The following is a 19,739-nucleotide window of genomic DNA, read 5'->3' on the forward strand; positions in this document are numbered from 1 at the left end:
ATTTGTTGGAATTGTATCCTGAGCGAAAGCCAAGCTGGTATTGAAAGTAAGGAATAGCAATACAATTAGTTTAGAAAATACTAGTGATTTCTGCATTGCCTTAATTTAAACCAGATTTATGAAGTTTAAAATTAATCAAATTACCGCTATACTTGTACGTCGAGACTGCTATTTATTTCTGATAACAGGCGTATAATTGATACTACATATTTACCGAAATTATATCCTAAAAGAATAAAAAAGCTATTAAAAAGAAAATATTATGAAACAATTAAAAATAGTACAATTAGTAAGTTTTATGGCCTTGTCTGCTTTTCTATTTCATGCAAAAGCACAACGCATAGATTTAGCGGTATATTATGGGTATCAATTGGGAACTATTAAAATACGGCTCCAACTATCTTAAAGCTTCCGATGGTGCATTTTTTAGGGGTATTGCAGGTTTCGAAGCAGATAGTAGTACTATTCCGGAACTTACTTATATAAATATGAATGCAGATTTCTTGATCAGGGGTGTTCTTATTAGTCCAACGGAAGACCGTTTGGCCGACCTCTCAATGGATTGGATTCACATTGGTAGTACCCAATATTTTGATTCTTTATGTGATGTAACTGGAATAAAAATACAAGGAGACCTTTTGTTTCCTGTTTCCTGGGTGGGTGTCTATGTAGGCGGAGGCCCGGGTGGCATAGGAGGCGGTGTTGCTGTTTCATCAACAACAATAATGGGAGGTTTAAAAGGAGGCCTTGTGTTAACTCTGGATTAAAGCCATAATCAATTATTTAAATAAAATAGACCAGGCTAGGAGAACAGTATTGGTAGTAGCACCAACGTCCTTAAGTGTTTTGGAATAAACATATGCCAATTTAAGACCCTGATTGCCTGCAAAGCTGGCGCCTATTGAAGCAGCACCAACAAAGTTTGCTCTTTGGTCATCATTGAATTGTTGATTAACGATAGAGGCTGCACCTTGATTATATCCTGCACTTAAAGAAGCCCAAAAACTTTTTTCAAATTGTCTGATAAGATGGGTCTGAAGGGCAAAAAGAGCCTTTTGTTTTAATTCACCACCGTTAAAAAAATCACTATTCCTGGTAAAGAATACAACTGAAGATGTAAGTTCATATGACCATGCGCCCCAATAGTGTACCATACCTATCTGCGGCCTTATAACAAAACGATTACCACCCAGATTTATCAATTTAGAATTAGAGTATTGCCCTAAAGGGACTGTTATGGCCAAGGAAACACCAAAGGTTGTAAAAACCGGGTGGGCGGCTTTGTATTCCTGTAATTCTTTAGGTCCTGAGGCCGGAGGGCCTGTTAAATTTAAGGATAGTCTAACTCTGGGATCCGCGAGACCGTTTCGCTCGACACTGGTTGAGACGCCATTTAAAAGACCTTCCCAACGTGAAAAAGAAACTGGAAGTAATATATCTACCCGGGCTAATTTATTACCCAATCTGAATGGACGAATATAGCTGCCAACGAAACCGTTACCTGTATAAATTACATCTTCTGCTCCTAAGACAGGATCAAAAAAGACATCTCCGGATGTGTAGCCATATCCTGCACCAACAGCATTAATTCCCAAAGGGAGAGAATTCCATCGCCTGGGTTCTACATCCTGTGTATAGCAATTGGGTAAATAGAAAAGAACACTGCAAAACAAAATATATTTAAGAAGAGATGGTACAGTAATTCCCATGTGGTCGGTGAACGGTTTAAATTGGAACTACTTTTTTACTTTTACCGGATACTTATTGTACATTTTTTTTACAGCTTTTGTAATCCTACCCATATTTGTATCCATAGAGCCTGAAATCATTCCTTTGGACACTGCCTGCCAGATCAGCTTATTATTTTCACTTTCCACAACATCCAGAATAACGGTTCCTTCATTGTAATTCTGAACAACGATTTCTTCCGATTCCCAATGGTAGTTGCGTTGCCCTATATATCTTGGAGCATCTCTTATATCGGTTTGCCGTGTTTTTTGTTCCGCTGTAATGACAATTCCAATATTGAGGATTAAATCCGGATTCTCTTTCACTTTTTGGTATCCCCTGGCCGCCATTTGTTTGCCAATCTCGGCAATTAAAAAATTTATGCTTTCTTTTTTTGGTTCAAATTGAGGGATAGTAGTAACATTAAGGCCATAAACCTGATAGGTTTTGTATTTTTTAAAGTCTACTTTGGAAGCTTTGTTATAAGAAACCAGTACTTGAGATATCCCTAAAAAAGGAATTGCGAGAAGCAGGAAAACAACACTTAAATTTTTAAACGAGAAGGACATATTAGTCATTTTTTATTCCCCATCTTCTATAGGCCGATCTCAGAAATTCTCCATAAATTTCTTTATGTATATCAAATTGCTCCGTAGTGAGCAGATCTTCTAATTCTATATCCTGTTTCGCCAGCAAACTGTTTAATTCTTTTTTAAATCGCTCCTCTGAATAGTCTTTGTCTTTATCGTCTAAGCGAGCAATTTTGGCTATATAATAAACAATAATGCTGCTGTATTGGCTCATTTCTTCCTCGTTGAGGTTCATCCTTTTTACTTCATCCCGGAACCAGAGTTGAAGATTATCCTTTTCTTCAGAGGAAAAAATTTCAACTTTTCTTTCTTCTTTACTCAGCTCCTGGGCATTAAGGTTAAAACAGACCAAAGAAAATATGGCAAACAGAATACTTTTAAAATAAGTCATTGAATTATGGGTTAGATTTGTTTTAAATAGGATTAAATACATTGAAATATAGTACTTTTTAATTTCCATATGAACTTTTATCCATTGAACTTAAAAAAAGGATGATTATTCTTTTGTGGACATAAGTATTTAAGCCGACCGTTCTAGTTAGTCCAAATACAGAAAAACTCCTATTTAATTATGTTATAAGAGTAAAGATTTCTCCCTCTATGTTTTAATTGTTCATCAGAAAGCAGCAATGTTTTGTTATTTAAAAAAGAAATAGATTCCAGTTGTGTTCCAATTCCAAGATCAATTGTTCTTAGCTCTCCATCAAAAAATTTAGAAAGTTCAAAATTTGTGAAAAGCCATAATTTACCATAGCCTAACAGGGCAATAGTCTTGCCGTCTGGTGAAATATCTGCTGCGGTTATTTTACAAACAGAAAATTCTGTACATGGAATAAACGTTCCCAGGAAAGTGGCCTCATATTTTCCTTTTTTTGCGGGAATTCTGTATATCAGGGCTTTTCCATTAAAAGGATGGGACCTGTTCTTTGTAATAAGATAAAGACTGTCTTTAGCATAAAAAATAGCTTCTGCATCATAAAGCAGGTTTTTCTGTTTAGGAGGAAATTTTTTTTGTTCGGGATAATAAAACTCTATTTGTTCTGCTTTTATTTTATCACCTTTTTCCTTCTCCGGGTCTGGAATCTTATAGATAACCAGGTCTTTTCTTTTATTTGCATTATTTCCGGTATCCGCTATATAAAAATTACCATCTTTATCCCTGGTCATATCTTCCCAGTCCTTGTTTTTGGCATTTTTCACTTCAAGTTGTTTGACGTACTTTCCCTCAAAATTTATTTGATATATTTTATCTGCACCTCCACTGTCGTTAACTAACCATACTGTGGAATCCCTACCTATAGCCATTCCTGAATTTTCCTCCAGTTTTTTAGGCAGTTTGGTGATGTAAGTCAGTTGCCCATAGTTGGTACAGCTTATAAAGAGGCTAAATAATAATACGGTAATATATTTAGTCATTTACATTTTTTAAAGGCAAATAAATCTCTGCTTTCCATTTAAGCGCATCACCACCCATATTAGGATTATTATGAAAAACTTCTACCGGTAGATCTATTAATTCAATATCATTTTTCTCGGCATAATCAATAAGGGCATACCAGGCTCTGTCAGACGTAATATAGTTGCCATTATAAATTGCTTTAAGCGCATTTCTGGAATTGAATTGTTTATATTTCAGGTCGGGATGTGCGGGCAATGTGTCAGATTTAATAATAGGGTAGCAAAAATCATACTGTATGCTGTCTGTTTCCTTATCCCATTGAGTAATTTCTATAAATGGCCTGCCATTTAACTCAATACCGTTATTGGCAAGGATAGTATTTAGTAAAGGATAGTTGTACATCATGCCCTTGGCTTTACCAAATTGTGTAGTCTTCACAGAAACATAGGCACAATAGGTAGATTTTAATTCACTCTTGCCAATTACTTTTACCCTAAACTTACTTATATGTTCATTTAGATTTTCATTAAATTCTCTAACTGTACTTATGGTTCGTTTTTCAAAATCTGTATTTAAAAATGGGATTTCAATTTTGTTTTTAAGACTATGATCAAGATCCTTTACATAAACTTTTACCTTGGAAGTAGAATCTGTTAGAGGAGTAATATCCCATTGATATAAATAGGTAGAATCGCTGAATTTTATGGTTTGTTCCAGGTGGGTCAGACCTTCCTGTTTTACCAATTGAGCATCACTTAGTGTAGAATTCCAAAGTTTTATAGATTGGTTAATGGTACCGGGAAAGGTCCTGGCTTCAAAAGTCACCAGGTAGTCATAGGGTTTTAAAAATAAATACCAAACAAGGCCAACAATCAAAAGTGGCACTAAGACAAAAATGACTTTTTTCATATACCTAATTGGTCATTGTAAGGTTTTCTAAAACGAACTGGCCTAAATCTCTTCCTTGTTTTACGCCAATCGCAACGGCTTTTCTGTAATGGATACCTCCATACATTCTGCTAATAGCAGCCTCGTCTGCGGCTTCATTAAATGAATTAAAGCTTCTGACAGGCAAACCGTAGGCCACTTCGGTATCATCGTCAAAAGCAAAATTATCACCGAAAATTTCCGTAAGTGCCGTTGCAGCCGCTCCGGAAACTACGCTATGACCGCTGGTGTACTCAGGAAATGGTGGAGTTTGCAATACCGGCTGCCAGTTTTCATCAATATGCTCGTTAATCAATGTCTCCGGACGGATAAGGTTACTTCTGTACTTTTCATCCCAACAGCTAATAAAGGCATCAGCTATAGCCATAGATGTTTTAGTGTAGGCGTATACTGTTCTGTTGAAATCACTATTTGTTTTTTTGGCCGCAATTTTAACAATGCCTATCCAATGCGCTCCGGGGGATATTTTCTTAGTAGCAAACATCAGATGGCCGCGAGTCACGGATACATATGGGTTACAATCCCAGAACTGTGCTATGGCAACTTCTTCAGAGGCATCTCCTTTTTCAGTGATTTCCAGGCTAATATCGTATACTTCCTTTACTTCTTTGTAAAATTCTGAATCTTCTTCCATAGAAAATGGTGGGGGAGGATCTGGCACAAACTGATTAGCAGAATCAATTACAAAGGGACGAATTTTATTCCAATGAGGCTCAATCCCATCCATATATGCCGGAGGCGTGGGTTGCCATCTTGACGGGTCATCTGTATCAACCGTAAACTTGGGCATGGTCCTGGTCTGATTATAATTATCTTTATTCATCCATTCCGCAATGTGTTCGGCAACCTGCAGACCATAATCTCTGGACGCGTTAAATTCACCGGGGTTTTTGGATTCCCAGACTCCATATAAACTATCTCTGAAGACCGCCAGTTTCTCCTCCGAAAATATTACTCTGCTGCTTACATCCATATGCGCTACCAAGGCAGATAGAGCATAATTTATAGGTTTTGTAGTATCCGGTTTGGGGATTGCAGTTAGTTCGTGAGCCTGACCAGCCAAAGAGTTGTAATTTTCGTCATTCAGCGCAATTATTTCATAGGCCGCAATATTTGGGTAGGCATAAATTCTACTCGCAACCGGTGGAGAAAAGATATCATGTATCATAATCTCTGTAACTTTATCTATGGCCATATGCAGCTCATTAGTTGTTACAACAATGGGTTCTTTATTCTGATTACAGGCCAAAATAGTTCCTAGTGCAAACAATATTCCTAAAGTCTTCTTCATTTTCAGTTTTGTTTTATTAATTCATAAACAAGGGCCTTCTCGTTATTCAAAGTTACCAGTAAATAAGGTTGGTTGTTTAAAGTAATTATATTAATATGACGGGTCGATTTTTGAGAAAGATCTAGTCCCATTTTATGCCCCAAAATTACGTCATTTTTGCTTTTAATCATAGCCCCGGGAAAAGAACCAAAACGTCCATGATAAGGTTTAACCCCAAAATAATTGCCCGCTGCCAAAACTTCCTGGGTACCATCCTGATCAAAGTCATACGTAAGAAACGCCATTATAGGAGCCAATTGCAACTCAATTTTAAAGGGCACAAAGGTAAATTTACCATTAGTATTCTCCAGGTATCCCGATCTCAATTCTGATACATCTAAAATATTGGCTTTATCCAATGCTTTTTTATCAAATACCTGCTCAATGGTTTTGCCTGCAAAATCGCGGTAGTTTGTAAATTTTTTACGCAACTCTACTATTTGTCCGGCTATACCATCTAATCCTTCAAGTGGAAAGTATTTTCCATTCTTGGGTATGGCAACTATAGTTTCGGTACTTCCATTACCATCAAAATCTGAATAAAACAGTTTTAAGGGGTAATCTTCAGATGCACTGAATTTATTGTTGGTTCCCCAATTACCCAATAGGTAATCCTTGTCACCATCCTTATCGATATCAAAAGCGACTATACTTTGCCAAAGGCCGTTTATTTCCTTGTTTAAAAGTTTCTTTTCAACAAGAACACCATTGTTATTGATAAAAAACCTGGGAGACATCCATTCCCCTATTACAATGAGATCCTCAGAACCATCTCCATTCACATCTTCCCATAGGGCATCTGTAATCATTCCTGCATTTTGCAGTTCCTCATTTTGCTCAATAGTGAATTGGCCATTGGTATTTTTAAGTAGGTAAGAATTTGGCATTTTACCAAAGTCATTGGTCACGGCCTGGTTTCCAACAAATAAGTCAAGATCTCCATCACTGTCAAAGTCATTTTCTTTAATTACAGAAGCGTTCTCAAAATATTCAGGCAGCGAAGCCTGTTCAAAAACAGAATCATTCTGAACATAATAACTGTCTAGTAATGGTGCCATTTTATTGTAGAAATCTCCACCACCGGAACCCAGAAATAAATCAGCTTTACCATTGCCCGTAAAATCAGCAATTGCTGCCGAAACATCTTCTTTAATGCTATCCTTTTGAATCTCAGGGATAGTCGTTTCAATATATAAAGAGTCTGTCTGAACAAAGATCCTGGAAGGAATAAACTTAGACCCCCCGAAGAAAATATCGGTTTTGCCATCATTATTAATGTCTCCAATAACGGTTGCCGGACCCCTGTCTGATAGTTGATAAGGGATTAGTTTTTGCCTGTTAAAATCAACATAATTATCTTCCTTATGTGTAAAATTGATTCCAAGGTTATCTTCCACTTCTTTAAAGATTTCATGATTTAATGGCTGAAGCGACCCATAATCAAAAGGCCTTGTTTTTTCCGGTGAAACAGTTAAGGTTTGATTGGTATTAATGTTTTTTAACACCTGATATTCACCATCGGGCCAAACTATTTTTAGAGAATCTATCTTTTCAGTATTACTATAACCAAAATGGATTATAGGTTCCGAAGATGATTGAAAGCCCCTGACAGGATATAATTCTTTGTATTGTAAAATACCATTGTGATATGAGAACACCTTTGTTCCAATCCCAAATGAGTTAGGGGAGGGATAGTTAAATTTAATTTTCAAGTAATTGCGTTTCCCATCCGTTTTATTGATATATAAAACGGCGGGGCTATTTATATTATTAGTAACAAGATCCAGGTCACCGTCGTTATCAAAGTCCCCCATGGCAGTCGCTCCGGAAATGATCGTGTCATTAACAATCCATGTACCGGATTTATCTTCGAATAGTAGGTCTGATGTTCCTTTAAACATGTAATTATGTATGTTTCCTGACGGCATCATATCGAGAGCCTGCTGGTCTACCAGTTTGGTATTGCTAATCTTTTTCTTGATCTGATCATTGGAAGCAAAATTTATAAAATCCAGATCGTTCGGGCGTTTTGGGATGCCGTTGGATATAAATAAGTCTTGTTCACCATCCTGGTTAAAGTCTCCAAAAAGACTGCTCCAGCTCCAGTCCGTGGCTGCAATGCCGCTGTATAATGCTATTTCGGCAAAGCTACTTCCGGGTTGGTTTAAATGCATCATATTTCTTGTGAACTGGTAGTGGTAACCAAACTTTTCGATTCGTAATTTTTGAGTTTGAATATTATCGTCGCCTTCTGAAGATTTAAGTACAGTTTCATCTTCCGGAAGCATGTCTAAAGAAAGAATGTCGGGCCATCCGTCATGGTTAATGTCTGCAACATCTGTACCCATTGAGAACCTGGTAGTATGCCCAAAATATTTCTTTATGTCCTCGGTGAACGTTCCGTCTCCATTATTCAAGTAATAGTAATCATCTTCATGAAAATCATTGCCCACATAGATATCGGGATATCCATCCTGATTAAAATCTGAAACAGCAACTCCAAGGCCATATCCGTTGACACCACCATAAATTCCGGCCTCTTCGCTTACATCGAGAAATTTTCCATTTTCATTTCGAAGTAATTTATCTCCGGTCTGGTAATTTCTTTTTAGACGAAGATCAGCTTTACCAAAAGATTCCTGTGTGTGGACGGCATGATTTAAAAGGTAGATATCCAAATCACCATCCAGGTCATAGTCTAAAAATGTAGCTGAAGAACTATAGGAATCGAAATCAAGGCCATATTCTGCAGCGCTTTCTATAAAAGTTGAATCTCCCTGATTGATGTAAAGTTCATTGTAGCCATCAAAACCGTTAATCCCAACCACAGCACAAACATAGATGTCCAACAAGCCATCACCATTAACATCACCCATTACTGACCCGGTATTCCAACTGCTGTTTCCGCCAACTCCGGCTTGTTCCGTTATATCTTCAAATTTAAGATTCCCCTTGTTTAAATAGAGTTTATTCTTAACCATATTTCCAGAGAAGAAAATGTCTGTAAGGCCATCATTATTTATGTCCCCAACAGCAACGCCTCCTCCATTATAGAAATACAGATAATCCAGAATATTAAGATCGTCTGTTTCCTCCAGTGTATTTTCAAATGATATTCCGGTTTCTGCAGCATCAGGGTTAAAAAATAATTCACCTTCCCTGGAAGTGCAACTTATCAAACCTAAAGTCAGAAGAATAGCTGTCAGGAACTTATTCATTGAGTTCAAATATCTTAGGTTTATTCTCATTGATCGCGACTATTACAAAGGTCTTTCCTGTCTTATCCTTAAACTGCTTCATATGCTTAATCTCGTCTTTAATAAAGAAACCACTGGTTTCATAGTCCTGCCATTCAAATCCCAATGCGCCATCACCTAGCAGAACATTGCCATAATTGGCATCCAATCGTGAATATTGGGGTCTAAATTCAAAATTATTTCCTCCCAGAATGAGGTCTATATTCCCGTCATTATTTACATCGGTACAGGTGATGCCACATATACAGGATAATTGACTCCTTGAAGGAAGTTTAATAATTCTAAAGTTTCCACCACCCTCGTTGACTGCAATTACAGATTCAGAAATGGCCGATTTTTTCATAATTGAGTTCTCAAAAACTTCTTTTGGGAACAACTCCGATATTGTCTTGGTTGAATATTCAGATGCCTTTAGGTTTTGCTTTTTTAGAGCAACCATTTGCGCTGTCAGATCCTTTTTCTGATGGATAGGAAGATCCTTTCCATCAATATTTTGCGTTACTATTTGTTCAATAGTACCATTATCATCAAAGTCATTAACCCACATTTTCATTGGCCTATTCTCCTTAGGTTTATAATGCAGATTTTTTCCCTGATTACCCAGAATCAGGTCATTATCTCCGTCTTTATCTATATCAACGGCTTCCACAACATTCCACCATCCATGAAGGCTATCCAGTGCAGAAGAGCTCAGGCTCAATCGGCGGCCTGAATTTTTAAAGATTTTTGGAGTTCCCCAGTCCTCAACCGTAATGAGGTCCTCTTTAGAATCCCCATCCATATCTGCCCAGATAGCGTTGGTGACCATCCCGGTATCTTTAAGGTCGTAAGCATATCTTTCTGTAGCATCTTGAAAAGTACCATCACCATTGTTCTCTAAAAACAAATGATCAGGATCTATACCATAGGTGCCTACAACACTTCTTGAACCAATAAATAAATCTACATCTCCATCATTATCAAAATCGTTGGGAGCAATAGTAGAAATGTTTGAGTATGCAGATGGTAGTTTTGCGTCTGATTTTAAAAAATTACCTCTTCCGTTGTTCAGGTAAATGCGGGCTCTGTAACTCCTTTCTTCCCCAACCTGATTCCCGCCTGAACCTACAACAAGATCTAAATCCAAATCACCATCTGCATCAAAAAAAGCCGCTGCCGTATCTTCATACTCGTTATCTTGTTCCAATACACGCTGAGATACAACACTTATCTTACCATTTCCATTGTGTTTGTAAATAATGCCAGTTTGGTTTTTTGCCCCGCCAATAAATATATCCTCGTTTCCATCGCCATCTATGTCACCTACTGCAAGGGCCGGGCCTTCTTGCGAAAGTTGTTTGTAAATAAGACCTTCAAAATCGAAGTCATTGTAGTTATTCTCTTTATGCGCGATTAGTTGATTATTCTGGATTTCTTTTAGTAAAGCTGGTTTTTTCTCTTTTACTACAGGAGTGTAAACCTCCGTGGCATCGGCATGTTTGAATGTAAGAAACTGATTTGGCGAAATATCTACCAGCTTTTCTGTTTTATCATCCGGCCAGATAACTCTCAAAGAATCTATGGTGTTTATTGCTCCTAATCCAATAGTCATTATGTGATCCATGGATGATTGAAACCCCCTGGAAGGGATTAATTCTTGTAGAATTACATTTTCATCATAGTAGATCATTACCGTTGTTCCAACCGCAAATTTATTCTCTTTTGTACCTTCAAACTGAAGCTTTATATACTTGTTTTCTGTGAGTGAAGTAGCATTGTTTTCATAAACGAATGATTCCATATTCACATTATTAACTACAATATCCAGATCCCCGTCATTATCGAGATCGCCATATGCGGCACCATTGGATAGGCTGGGTATATCTAAACCCCAGTCCTTGTTGGCATTAGAAAATGTAAGATCTCCATTGTTTTTGTAGGCATAATTGGGCTGTGGTCTGATGGGCATTTTATTGATAATGGAATCTATAGATTCTTTCTTACCTGTTAAAACCATTTTTTGAATGATTTCATTGGCAAAAAAATCATTAAAATCCAGATCTGTCAGATCATGATTCATACCGTTTGTAATGTAAATGTCTCTTAGCCCATCATTATCCATATCAAAAAGAAGTCCGGCCCAACTCCAATCTGTAGCATCTACACCACTGAAATAGGCTATTTCTGAAAATGATCCATTTCCATTGTTGAGCTGTAATGTATTTTGAATGTACTGTTGGTAAAAGTCCTTGCTTTGTTTTAATTTATAGATGTTGTAACCTTCAAATTCCATTACCGATTTTACCCTATGATCAGGTTCCGGAAGCATATCGGTAATAAAAATATCTGCATTCCCGTCGTTATTAATATCCGAAATATCAATACCCATAGCAGATAAAGAAAGATGGGAAGTCCAATCTTTGATCTCCTCATTAAAAGTGCCATCCTGATTGTTGATATACAGATAGTCCCGTTCATAAAAATCATTTGAGATGTAGATATCCGGGTACAGGTCTTTGTTGATGTCTGTGATCATTACTCCCAGGCCAAACCCAATAAGACTTCCATAGATTCCTGCTTCCTCACTTACATCAACAAATTTCCCGTTATCATTCCTTAAAAGCATATCCCCTACACCTTTAAAAATATCGGGGACTCCTTCCCAGTCCTGAGCCCTTGTATTTCTTTGCTCTGCATATCCCAGACTACTTACAGGAATGTTACTATTGTTAAGGATATATGCATCCAGATCCCCGTCTTTATCATAATCAAAGAAAGAGGCATGTGTAGAAAAACCCGTTTTAGCCAAATTATACTCGGATGCCATTTCTGTAAAAGTGAGGTCGCCATTGTTTATATAAAGATCATTATCATGATTATTTGCCTTCATATTGCCGGCATTACTCACATAGATATCCAGTAATCCATCCTGGTTTATATCAACCATAACAACTCCGGTAGACCAGGGTTTAGACCCTTTAACTCCTGCTTGTTCCGAGATATCTTCAAACTTTAAATTTCCTTTGTTTAGGTAAAGTCTGTTTGCCACCATATTACCGGTCAAATAAATATCGGCTAACCCATCATTGTTTATATCGCCAATGGCTACACCACCACCATTGTAGAAATTTCTATACTTAAAGATGTTGAAGTTTTTTTGATTTTCAACTTTGTTAAGGAAGTCAATACCTGTTTGCTCTGAAGACAAAAGGGTAAAGAGTGTTTTTTCATTGCTGGTTTCTTCCCTGGAATTTTCCTTTTCTGAAACACACGATATGGCAATTGAAAGCAAAAGTATAAGAATGGTTATTCTTTTTAGTCCTGATGTATTCATATAGATTATTCGTTGTTTTTTGCCAAAATAATAGGAGAGTCATTATTTATGGTCACAATGTAGTAGTCACGTCCTGCTATAGTTATATTTTTCAGATCTCTTGCGGGTCCGGAAACGTCAAAATTCTGCTGGTTAACCATCACAAAACCTCCTTTTTGATCATTTTGCAAAATTAAGCCATGTAAGGCATCCATCCTACCTAATTGAGTGCTAATTTCATAATTATTACCTACAACTATCAAATCTTTAAAGCCATCTTTGTTGAAGTCATTTACTGCTATTGACTTTATACAAGAAGACTGTGCAATCAGGGGTAATTCTTGCTTTTTGAATTTTCCATTACCTTCATTTTCAAAATAACAACTGGCCAATTCATAAACTTGCTTTTTACCGGCCTTTCTTAACTTAGCTGTAGTAAAAAGATCATTTAAGCTTGCCCCGGCAAAATTCTTATATGAAAGGTATTCTTTGTTTAAATATGGCATCTGCTTAACCAACTCATCCTTCGATGCAAACGGGGTCTCTTTATTTTTATGAAAGTAGGTAACAACAGGATCTATAGTACCATTTTCATCAAAGTCATAACTATAAAGTGAAACAGGTTTTTGTCTGGAGGCCTTTAATTTAGTATTCAGGCCCCAATTGCCACAGACCAAGTCTGTATCTCCGTCATTGTCAAAATCGTCCGCTATGATGGTATTCCACCAGCCATTGGTAAAATCAAGTCCATTGTTTTTTTGTAATTCTAATTTGGTGCCATCATTCATGAAAACGGAAACGGACATCCAATAGCCAACAGCAATAAGATCGTCATATCCATTATTGTCAAGATCTTTCCATAACAAGTCTTTGACCTGCCCAATTTTTTGAAATTCCGGAGCTAATTTAGCAGTGACTTCATCAAATTTACCATGCCCGTCATTTTTAAATAAATATTGGTTGGGGATAGCTCCGAATGTCAGGGGAATTTGGTCAGAGGCTATGGTGATATCTAAATCCCCATCATTGTCAAAATCCGATGCAGTGACCGTGGAAGCGTTAAGTTGAATATTCTGAAATGCCAAAGAGTCTTTTTTGAAAATGCCTTCATAATTTATGTAAAGCCTTGGCTTTAGGGGGTTGCCAATTTTAAATTCATTTCCCCCGCTAACTACTAATAAATCGTCGTATTGATCTCCGTTGGCATCAAAAAAAACATGTGATATATCCTCGCTAATTGCATCCGGAAGAAAGACCGCATCCTGCTCTTTTATAAATCTACCTAAACTATCCTGTATGAAGAATGAGGAAGCTTGCCCCTTAGCGCCACCAATAAAGAGATCATCTCTGGAATCTTTGTTAACGTCACAAACAGATAAGGAAGGACCTTCATTTGTATTTGCAAAGGGCACAAGAGGATCTCTGTTGAATTCAAGAGTATTTGGGTCTCTATGTTTAAAATCCAGCGTCTCAGAGGCGTTAACAAGGAAACTTTTTACTTTTGATTGGGGTTCTTTATAAAAATTACCTCGCGCCATCTGCTCGTCAATGAATAGCTCTTGATTTGATTTGACAGATCTTATTGTTTGGTATTTTCCACCCGGCCATATTATATGCATGGAATCTATCGATGTATCTCGTCCGAGGCCAAAATGAATTTTATTGGAAACGGCTGATAAATATCCTTTGGTTACAAAATTTTCCTGTTTTAAAATACCATTTGTTGTATGAGCTATCACTTTAGTCCCAATGCCAAACCTGTTTTTCTTATCGCCACTTAATGTGATCTGAAGGTAATTATTGTTAGTATTGGAATCTGACTTATTTTCAAGAAGATAGGCCTCTTCATTTATGTTGTTCACTACAATATCCAAATCCCCATCGTTATCCAGGTCTGCGTAAACACAACCATTGCTAAAAGATAATTCTTGTTTATACCATTCTTTGGTAACATTTTTAAAAGAAAGGTTTTTTTCATTCTTGAAAAGGTAGTTTGCTACTTTCTTTTCTGGTAGCTCTTTGATAAATGACATATCCGTTTCAGTCATACCGGCACTTATTCTTTTTTGAATATTCTCATTGGCAATAAAACTTATAAAATCCATGTCATTTGTGGCACCTTTAATTCCATTGGAAATATAAATGTCTTTATAACCATCATTGTCATAATCTGCAGCCAAAACACTCCAGGACCATTCTGTAGCTGAAATCCCGGATAAGTTTCCAATTTCAGCAAAATTTGAAGCCCCCAGATTTAAGTGCAGGGTGTTTTGCATATACTGCGGGGCATATCCATTTTTTAAATAGTATTGGTAAGTAGGATATGAATACTCTAATCCGGAAGTTTTATAGGTTTCCAAATCTTCAGGGAGCATATCTAAGGAGAGGATGTCGGTTAGTCCGTCGTTGTTTACATCTACCAGGTCATTACCCATAGAATAATGCGTTGTATGTCCAAGGCGCCTATTATCTGATGAAATAAGTTCGTTAAAAGTCCCATCACCCTGGTTTATATACAAATAGTCATTCTCAAAAAAATCATTACCAATATAAATATCAGGGTATCCGTCATCATTGAGGTCACTAACTCCAAGTCCCAAACCATATCCTATTTTTCCCTGGAAAATCCCTGCATTTGCTGAGACATCTTTATATAACCCATCATCATTCCTGTAGAGGCGATCACCAGAAAGTGAATCTACTTCTAAACGCTGAGATCCCTTTCCATAAGTATGGTTAGGATGTACTGAATGATTTAATAAGTACATATCCAAATCTCCATCAAGATCATAGTCAAAAAATGCGGCCTGCGTTGAGAGTCCACTAAAATCTAAACCATACGAAGAAGCCTCTTCACTAAATTTGGGAATACCTTTTTCATCTATACCCTTGTTAATAAAAAGTAAGTTTCTGCCTTTCAAGCCCCTGTAATTACTTGCTTTGCAAACATAAATGTCAAGCAGGCCATCATGGTTAATGTCAACATGGGTAGCTCCTGTAGTCCAGTTTCCGGAATTATTAATCTGGGCTACATTGGTGACATCTTCAAATTTTAACTCTCCTTTGTTAATGTAGAGTTTATCTTCACCCTGATTAGATGTAAAATAAAGGTCTGTCAATCCATCATTATTAAAATCGGCTGAAACTACACCGGCTCCATTGTAATAATAGAGATAGTTTAGGATATTAAGCTCTGGGGTATCATGTAGCTGGTTATTAAAGTTAATTCCGGAGTGAGAAGAATCAACTTTCATAAACAGCTTTTCCTTCTTTTTGTTACAAGCCGTAATTAGTATAAACGCGCTTAAAAAAAGTCCTAAGATCCTTTTCATTTATTCTCCAAAATTGGTTGGCAAGATAATGAAATCGGGAGAAATAGGAATGTAATACGAGTTAATGTTTAGTCCAATAACGAAGTAAAGCAGATGTATGTCAACAATTTTTATTTGAGGGTGAAAAGGGAATTAGATGTGAGAAATAAGGAGTGGAATATGTTTGACTCTTTATTTTATTTATCGCAATTTTCACTATTAATTAGTTCCAAAACAGGGCATAAATGGTGGCAATAATGATCATCGCAGCGAATGCCCCTATATTGAATTTGGGACTCGTCCTGAATAGTTCTTTTGAAAGAGGGATTCCTTTAGGATCATCCTTGCCCTTATTCTGATTAAGGCTTACCAGGATAATAACCAGCATTGTAAGCAGCGCAGTGTATCCCATCTGGTCCATAAATGGAACATCTACAAAAATGGGGCTGTCTGACCAACCGCTAGGAGCCACTTTAAAATAAAATGCTATAGGTATAGACGCCAATGCGCCAACGATAGCGCCTCTATTGGTTGTTTTCTTCCAGAATAAACCTAACATAAAGACGGCTAAAATCCCTGGACTGACTAATCCGGTCCATTCCTGAATAAATTGAAATGCCTGATCTATACCACCCAACAATGGAGCCATGATACATGCAATAGCAAGTGCTACCGCTGCGGTCATTCGTCCAACATTTACGGTTTTTTTGTCAGAAGCATTTTTGTTTATGTATTGTCTGTAGATATCCATTGTAAAAATGGTAGATGTAGAATTTAACATAGATGCCAGAGAAGAAACTATGGCTGCCGCCAAAGCCGCAAATGCTACACCCTTAAGTCCGGTAGGTAAAAATTGCAAAAGCCAGGGATACGCTTTATCCGCTTGTTCCAGGCTCGGTAAATTTTTAAGTCCGGTATCTCCAAAGCTATTTAATATTTCAGGATCATTAACCATCACATAGGCTGCAATACCCGGTATAACGACAATTGCAGGAATAAGTATTTTAAGAAAAGCAGCCAGAATAATTCCTTTTTGCGATTCACGTAACGATTTTGCTGCCAGCGTTCTTTGAATAATATATTGGTTAAAACCCCAATAGTATAAGTTAGCCACCCATAAACCACCAACCAGGACCCCCAGACCGGGCAGATTGGCATATTCAGGATTTGATTTATCCAGTATCATTACAAATTTTTCAGGAACCGTTTTGTAAACAACTTTGAGACCTTCCAGAATGCCTTGTCCGTCGGAGACTGTATTTAAGGCTAAATAAGATGTGACTAAACCTCCAAATACCAGAAAGATAACCTGAATGACATCTGTCCATGCTACTGCAGAAAGGCCTCCGTAAAGGGAATATGCCGCCGCGAATAATGACAGCCCAATTACCCCATAAATCATAGGAATCCCCATTATGGTTTCCAGGGCCAATGATCCTAAATACAAAACAGAGGCCAGGTTTACAAAAACATAAAGGGCAATCCAAAACACCGCTAAAATAGTTTTAAGTGTTGTGCTATAGCGTTGCTCAACAAATTCCGGGATTGTATAAAGGCCTTTATCAATAAAAATTGGCAGGAAAAATTTGCCAACAATAAGTAAGGTTATTGCTCCCATCCACTCATAGGAAGCAATTGCCAGGCCCACTGCAAATCCTGATCCGGACATTCCGATAAACTGTTCAGCGGAAATATTGGCAGCAATAAGGGAAGCCCCTATTGCCCACCAGGGCAAAGATTTGCTGGCTAGGAAATAATCTTCTGCATTCTTTTGATGTCCTTTTTTATCTCTGGAAACCCATAAACCAACCCCTAAAATCAGGAAGGCATATGCAATAAAAATAAAATAATCCCAAAATCCGAAAGATGATGTCATAGGTTGGTTGGTTAGCGGTTTAATAAATGCTAATCGTTCAATTTTGGCAAAAGTCTTCTCTAATTAAAAATTTGCCTTGAAATTTGTTAGGCTTTAACCTTAACACTAGAGGTATTGGTTAACAATATTTTCAAACAACTCCTGTTTACCGCTCTGTAATTCCAATTCACCATTTGACTTGGCAATTTCATAGAGATCCATCAGGTCTAATTTCCCAAGTTCAAATTCCTTTCCTTTGCCTAAATCAAAAGACTGATAGCGCTTTTGCCTTAGTTCATTATAGGGTGAAGAAGTCAATATCTTATCCGCGATAAGTAAAGCTCTGGCAAAGGTATCAGCACCGCCAATATGGGCGTAAAATACATCGTCTAAATCAGTTGAATTTCGTCTTATTTTGGCATCAAAATTAATACCGCCCCCTTGAAGCCCTCCTGCTTTCAGAAATGTAAGCATGACTTCCGTTACTTCTGTTATATTATTGGGGAATTGATCCGTATCCCATCCGTTCTGGTAATCACCTCGGTTTGCATCAATACTTCCCAGCATGCCATGAGCTGCGGCAACTTCCAATTCGTGTTGCATTGTGTGACTAGCCAAGGTGGCATGATTCACTTCAAGATTCAGTTTAAAGTCGTCTTGTAAACCATACTGATGCAAAAAGCCAACTACTGTAGCTGCGTCAAAGTCATATTGATGTTTCATGGGTTCCATGGGTTTGGGCTCTATAAAGAAAGTTCCTTTAAACCCTTGCTTTCGGGCATAATCTCTTGCAGTTGCCAGAAAACGACCCATATGGTCTAATTCGCGTTTCATGTCTGTATTTAATAAAGACATATAACCTTCTCGTCCTCCCCAAAAAACATAATTTTCTCCATCGAGGGCCATTGTGGCATCTAGGGCCAGTTTTATCTGGCCACCTGCTCTTGCTAATACATTAAAATCGGGATTGGTAGAGGCACCATTCATATATCTGGGGTTCGAAAAACAGTTGGCAGTACCCCATAGAAGTTTTACTCCCGAAGCTGCTTTTTTCTCTTTAATATAATCCACTATGACAGAAAGCCTCTTTTCTGATTCAGCAAAGGAATCTCCTTCCCTTACCAGATCAAAATCATGAAAGCAGAAATAGTCAAACCCCATTTTTGTAATAAATTCAAAGGCGGCATCGGCCTTTGCCTTTGCTGCATCTATAGGGTCACTAAAATTATCCCATGGAAAATTTTGCGTGCCCGGTCCGAACGGATCTGCCCCTGCACCGCAGAATGTATGCCAGTACGCCACTGCAAATTTAAAGTGATCTCGCATAGTTTTCCCCGCCACAAGCTGCTCCGGATTGTAGTATTTAAATGCAAGGGGATTATCAGATTCTTTACCTTCAAAGGGTATTTCACCAATTCCCTTATAAAATTCTGTGCTGCCTATAAGTGCCATATTAGTTGTTTTTTAAAGTTATTTCCAGTTTGTTTTTCCATATATCGTAAGCCAATTTATATTCTTTATTATCGGATGTGGGTGAATAACTCATTATATAATCATTATCCATAATTTGTTTCCCGAAAGCGGCATAATTTCCATCATGCAGCTGACAAGCACGAGCAGCTCCAATAGCACCAGTAGTATTGTAAATTTCAATTTCCTGATCTATTAAGCTAGCTATAGTATTAGAAAAAATTGGAGACCGGAATAAATTGTCATTGCCAGCCCTTATAACGTTGGCTTTAATACCATCTGACTTTAGTATTTCCATTCCATATACAAAAGAAAAGGCGATACCTTCTAAGGCCGCCCTGCAAAGATGTGCCTTGGAATGAATATTCAAGTTAATATTTTCTATATGTGCCCCTAAATCTTTATTATTCAGCATACGTTCCGGGCCATTACCAAAAGGTAAAATAACAACTCCGTCGGAACCAATTGGAACTTCCGAGGCCAACTCATTCATTTCCTGGTAGGTAGAGATCTTTAGATTGTTTAAAAGCCATCTGTACATTATTCCCGCACCATTTAT

The 19,739-nt window shown here is 37.5% G+C and carries 13 protein-coding genes; 1 reads left to right on the plus strand and 12 read right to left on the minus strand.

From position 1 onward, the window contains the following. Positions 1-359 precede the first annotated feature (359 nt). Complete coding sequence (locus Q0X89_RS15745; protein ID WP_297695914.1) at positions 360-767, plus strand: hypothetical protein; 408 nt, start codon at positions 360-362, stop codon at positions 765-767. Between the two features lie 12 nt (positions 768-779). Here the strand turns inward: Q0X89_RS15745 and Q0X89_RS15750 are convergent, their stop codons facing one another. The 12 genes from Q0X89_RS15750 to Q0X89_RS15805 form a co-directional block, all read right to left on the minus strand. Next, on the minus strand, positions 780-1,709 hold the full coding sequence (locus Q0X89_RS15750; RefSeq protein ID WP_297695916.1) for a transporter: 930 nt from the start codon (positions 1,707-1,709) through the stop codon (positions 780-782). A 27-nt stretch (positions 1,710-1,736) separates the two neighbouring features. Beyond that, positions 1,737-2,297 (minus strand): DUF4136 domain-containing protein, encoded by a 561-nt coding sequence (locus tag Q0X89_RS15755; RefSeq protein ID WP_297695918.1) that lies wholly within the window; start codon positions 2,295-2,297, stop codon positions 1,737-1,739. Position 2,298: 1 nt separating this feature from the next. Beyond that, complete coding sequence (locus Q0X89_RS15760) at positions 2,299-2,709, minus strand: hypothetical protein (protein WP_297695920.1); 411 nt, start codon at positions 2,707-2,709, stop codon at positions 2,299-2,301. A 170-nt stretch (positions 2,710-2,879) separates the two neighbouring features. Next, a complete protein-coding gene (locus tag Q0X89_RS15765; protein WP_297695922.1) occupies positions 2,880-3,734 on the minus strand; it encodes a hypothetical protein in 855 nt (284 codons plus the stop codon). After that, a complete protein-coding gene (locus Q0X89_RS15770) occupies positions 3,727-4,626 on the minus strand; it encodes a GyrI-like domain-containing protein (RefSeq protein WP_297695924.1) in 900 nt (299 codons plus the stop codon). Before Q0X89_RS15770 ends, Q0X89_RS15765 begins: the two co-directional genes overlap by 8 nt. Before the next feature lie 4 nt (positions 4,627-4,630). Next, positions 4,631-5,956 (minus strand): vanadium-dependent haloperoxidase, encoded by a 1,326-nt coding sequence (locus Q0X89_RS15775; RefSeq protein WP_297695926.1) that lies wholly within the window; start codon positions 5,954-5,956, stop codon positions 4,631-4,633. 2 nt (positions 5,957-5,958) lie between these two features. Next, the gene (locus Q0X89_RS15780; RefSeq protein ID WP_297695928.1) at positions 5,959-9,213 is read right to left on the minus strand and encodes a VCBS repeat-containing protein; all 3,255 of its coding nucleotides are present in this window, start codon (positions 9,211-9,213) and stop codon (positions 5,959-5,961) included. After that, positions 9,206-12,565, minus strand: coding sequence for an FG-GAP-like repeat-containing protein (locus Q0X89_RS15785; RefSeq protein ID WP_297695930.1), 3,360 nt, complete (start codon positions 12,563-12,565; stop codon positions 9,206-9,208). The genes Q0X89_RS15780 and Q0X89_RS15785 overlap by 8 nt, the downstream gene beginning before the upstream one ends. Before the next feature lie 5 nt (positions 12,566-12,570). Next, on the minus strand, positions 12,571-15,876 hold the full coding sequence (locus Q0X89_RS15790; protein WP_297695932.1) for a VCBS repeat-containing protein: 3,306 nt from the start codon (positions 15,874-15,876) through the stop codon (positions 12,571-12,573). Positions 15,877-16,078: 202 nt separating this feature from the next. Further along, positions 16,079-17,731: a sodium/sugar symporter gene (locus Q0X89_RS15795; protein ID WP_297695934.1), complete on the minus strand. Its 1,653-nt coding sequence runs from the start codon at positions 17,729-17,731 to the stop codon at positions 16,079-16,081. A 105-nt stretch (positions 17,732-17,836) separates the two neighbouring features. After that, on the minus strand, positions 17,837-19,162 hold the full coding sequence (gene xylA, locus Q0X89_RS15800; RefSeq protein WP_297695936.1) for a xylose isomerase: 1,326 nt from the start codon (positions 19,160-19,162) through the stop codon (positions 17,837-17,839). A gap of 1 nt (position 19,163) precedes the next feature. Further along, positions 19,164-19,739, minus strand: a 576-nt coding sequence (locus Q0X89_RS15805) for an FGGY-family carbohydrate kinase (RefSeq protein ID WP_297695938.1), incomplete at its 5' end; no start/stop codon positions are given.

Source organism: uncultured Eudoraea sp., assembly GCF_947258525.1.
In the GTDB taxonomy this organism is placed as follows: Bacteria; Bacteroidota; Bacteroidia; order Flavobacteriales; family Flavobacteriaceae; genus Eudoraea.

What these genes read in the sequence shown, in the direction of transcription:
- Q0X89_RS15750 (WP_297695916.1), bottom strand. Translation starts at nt 1,709, where the DNA reads ATGGGAATTACTGTACCATCTCTTCTTAAATATATTTTGTTTTGCAGT.
- Q0X89_RS15790 (WP_297695932.1), bottom strand. Translation starts at nt 15,876, where the DNA reads ATGAAAAGGATCTTAGGACTTTTTTTAAGCGCGTTTATACTAATTACG.
- Q0X89_RS15785 (WP_297695930.1), bottom strand. Translation starts at nt 12,565, where the DNA reads ATGAATACATCAGGACTAAAAAGAATAACCATTCTTATACTTTTGCTT.
- Q0X89_RS15775 (WP_297695926.1), bottom strand. Translation starts at nt 5,956, where the DNA reads ATGAAGAAGACTTTAGGAATATTGTTTGCACTAGGAACTATTTTGGCC.
- Q0X89_RS15755 (WP_297695918.1), bottom strand. Translation starts at nt 2,297, where the DNA reads ATGTCCTTCTCGTTTAAAAATTTAAGTGTTGTTTTCCTGCTTCTCGCA.
- Q0X89_RS15770 (WP_297695924.1), bottom strand. Translation starts at nt 4,626, where the DNA reads ATGAAAAAAGTCATTTTTGTCTTAGTGCCACTTTTGATTGTTGGCCTT.
- xylA (WP_297695936.1), bottom strand. Translation starts at nt 19,162, where the DNA reads ATGGCACTTATAGGCAGCACAGAATTTTATAAGGGAATTGGTGAAATA.
- Q0X89_RS15745 (WP_297695914.1), top strand. Translation starts at nt 360, where the DNA reads ATGGGTATCAATTGGGAACTATTAAAATACGGCTCCAACTATCTTAAA.
- Q0X89_RS15780 (WP_297695928.1), bottom strand. Translation starts at nt 9,213, where the DNA reads ATGAATAAGTTCCTGACAGCTATTCTTCTGACTTTAGGTTTGATAAGT.
- Q0X89_RS15760 (WP_297695920.1), bottom strand. Translation starts at nt 2,709, where the DNA reads ATGACTTATTTTAAAAGTATTCTGTTTGCCATATTTTCTTTGGTCTGT.
- Q0X89_RS15765 (WP_297695922.1), bottom strand. Translation starts at nt 3,734, where the DNA reads ATGACTAAATATATTACCGTATTATTATTTAGCCTCTTTATAAGCTGT.
- Q0X89_RS15795 (WP_297695934.1), bottom strand. Translation starts at nt 17,731, where the DNA reads ATGACATCATCTTTCGGATTTTGGGATTATTTTATTTTTATTGCATAT.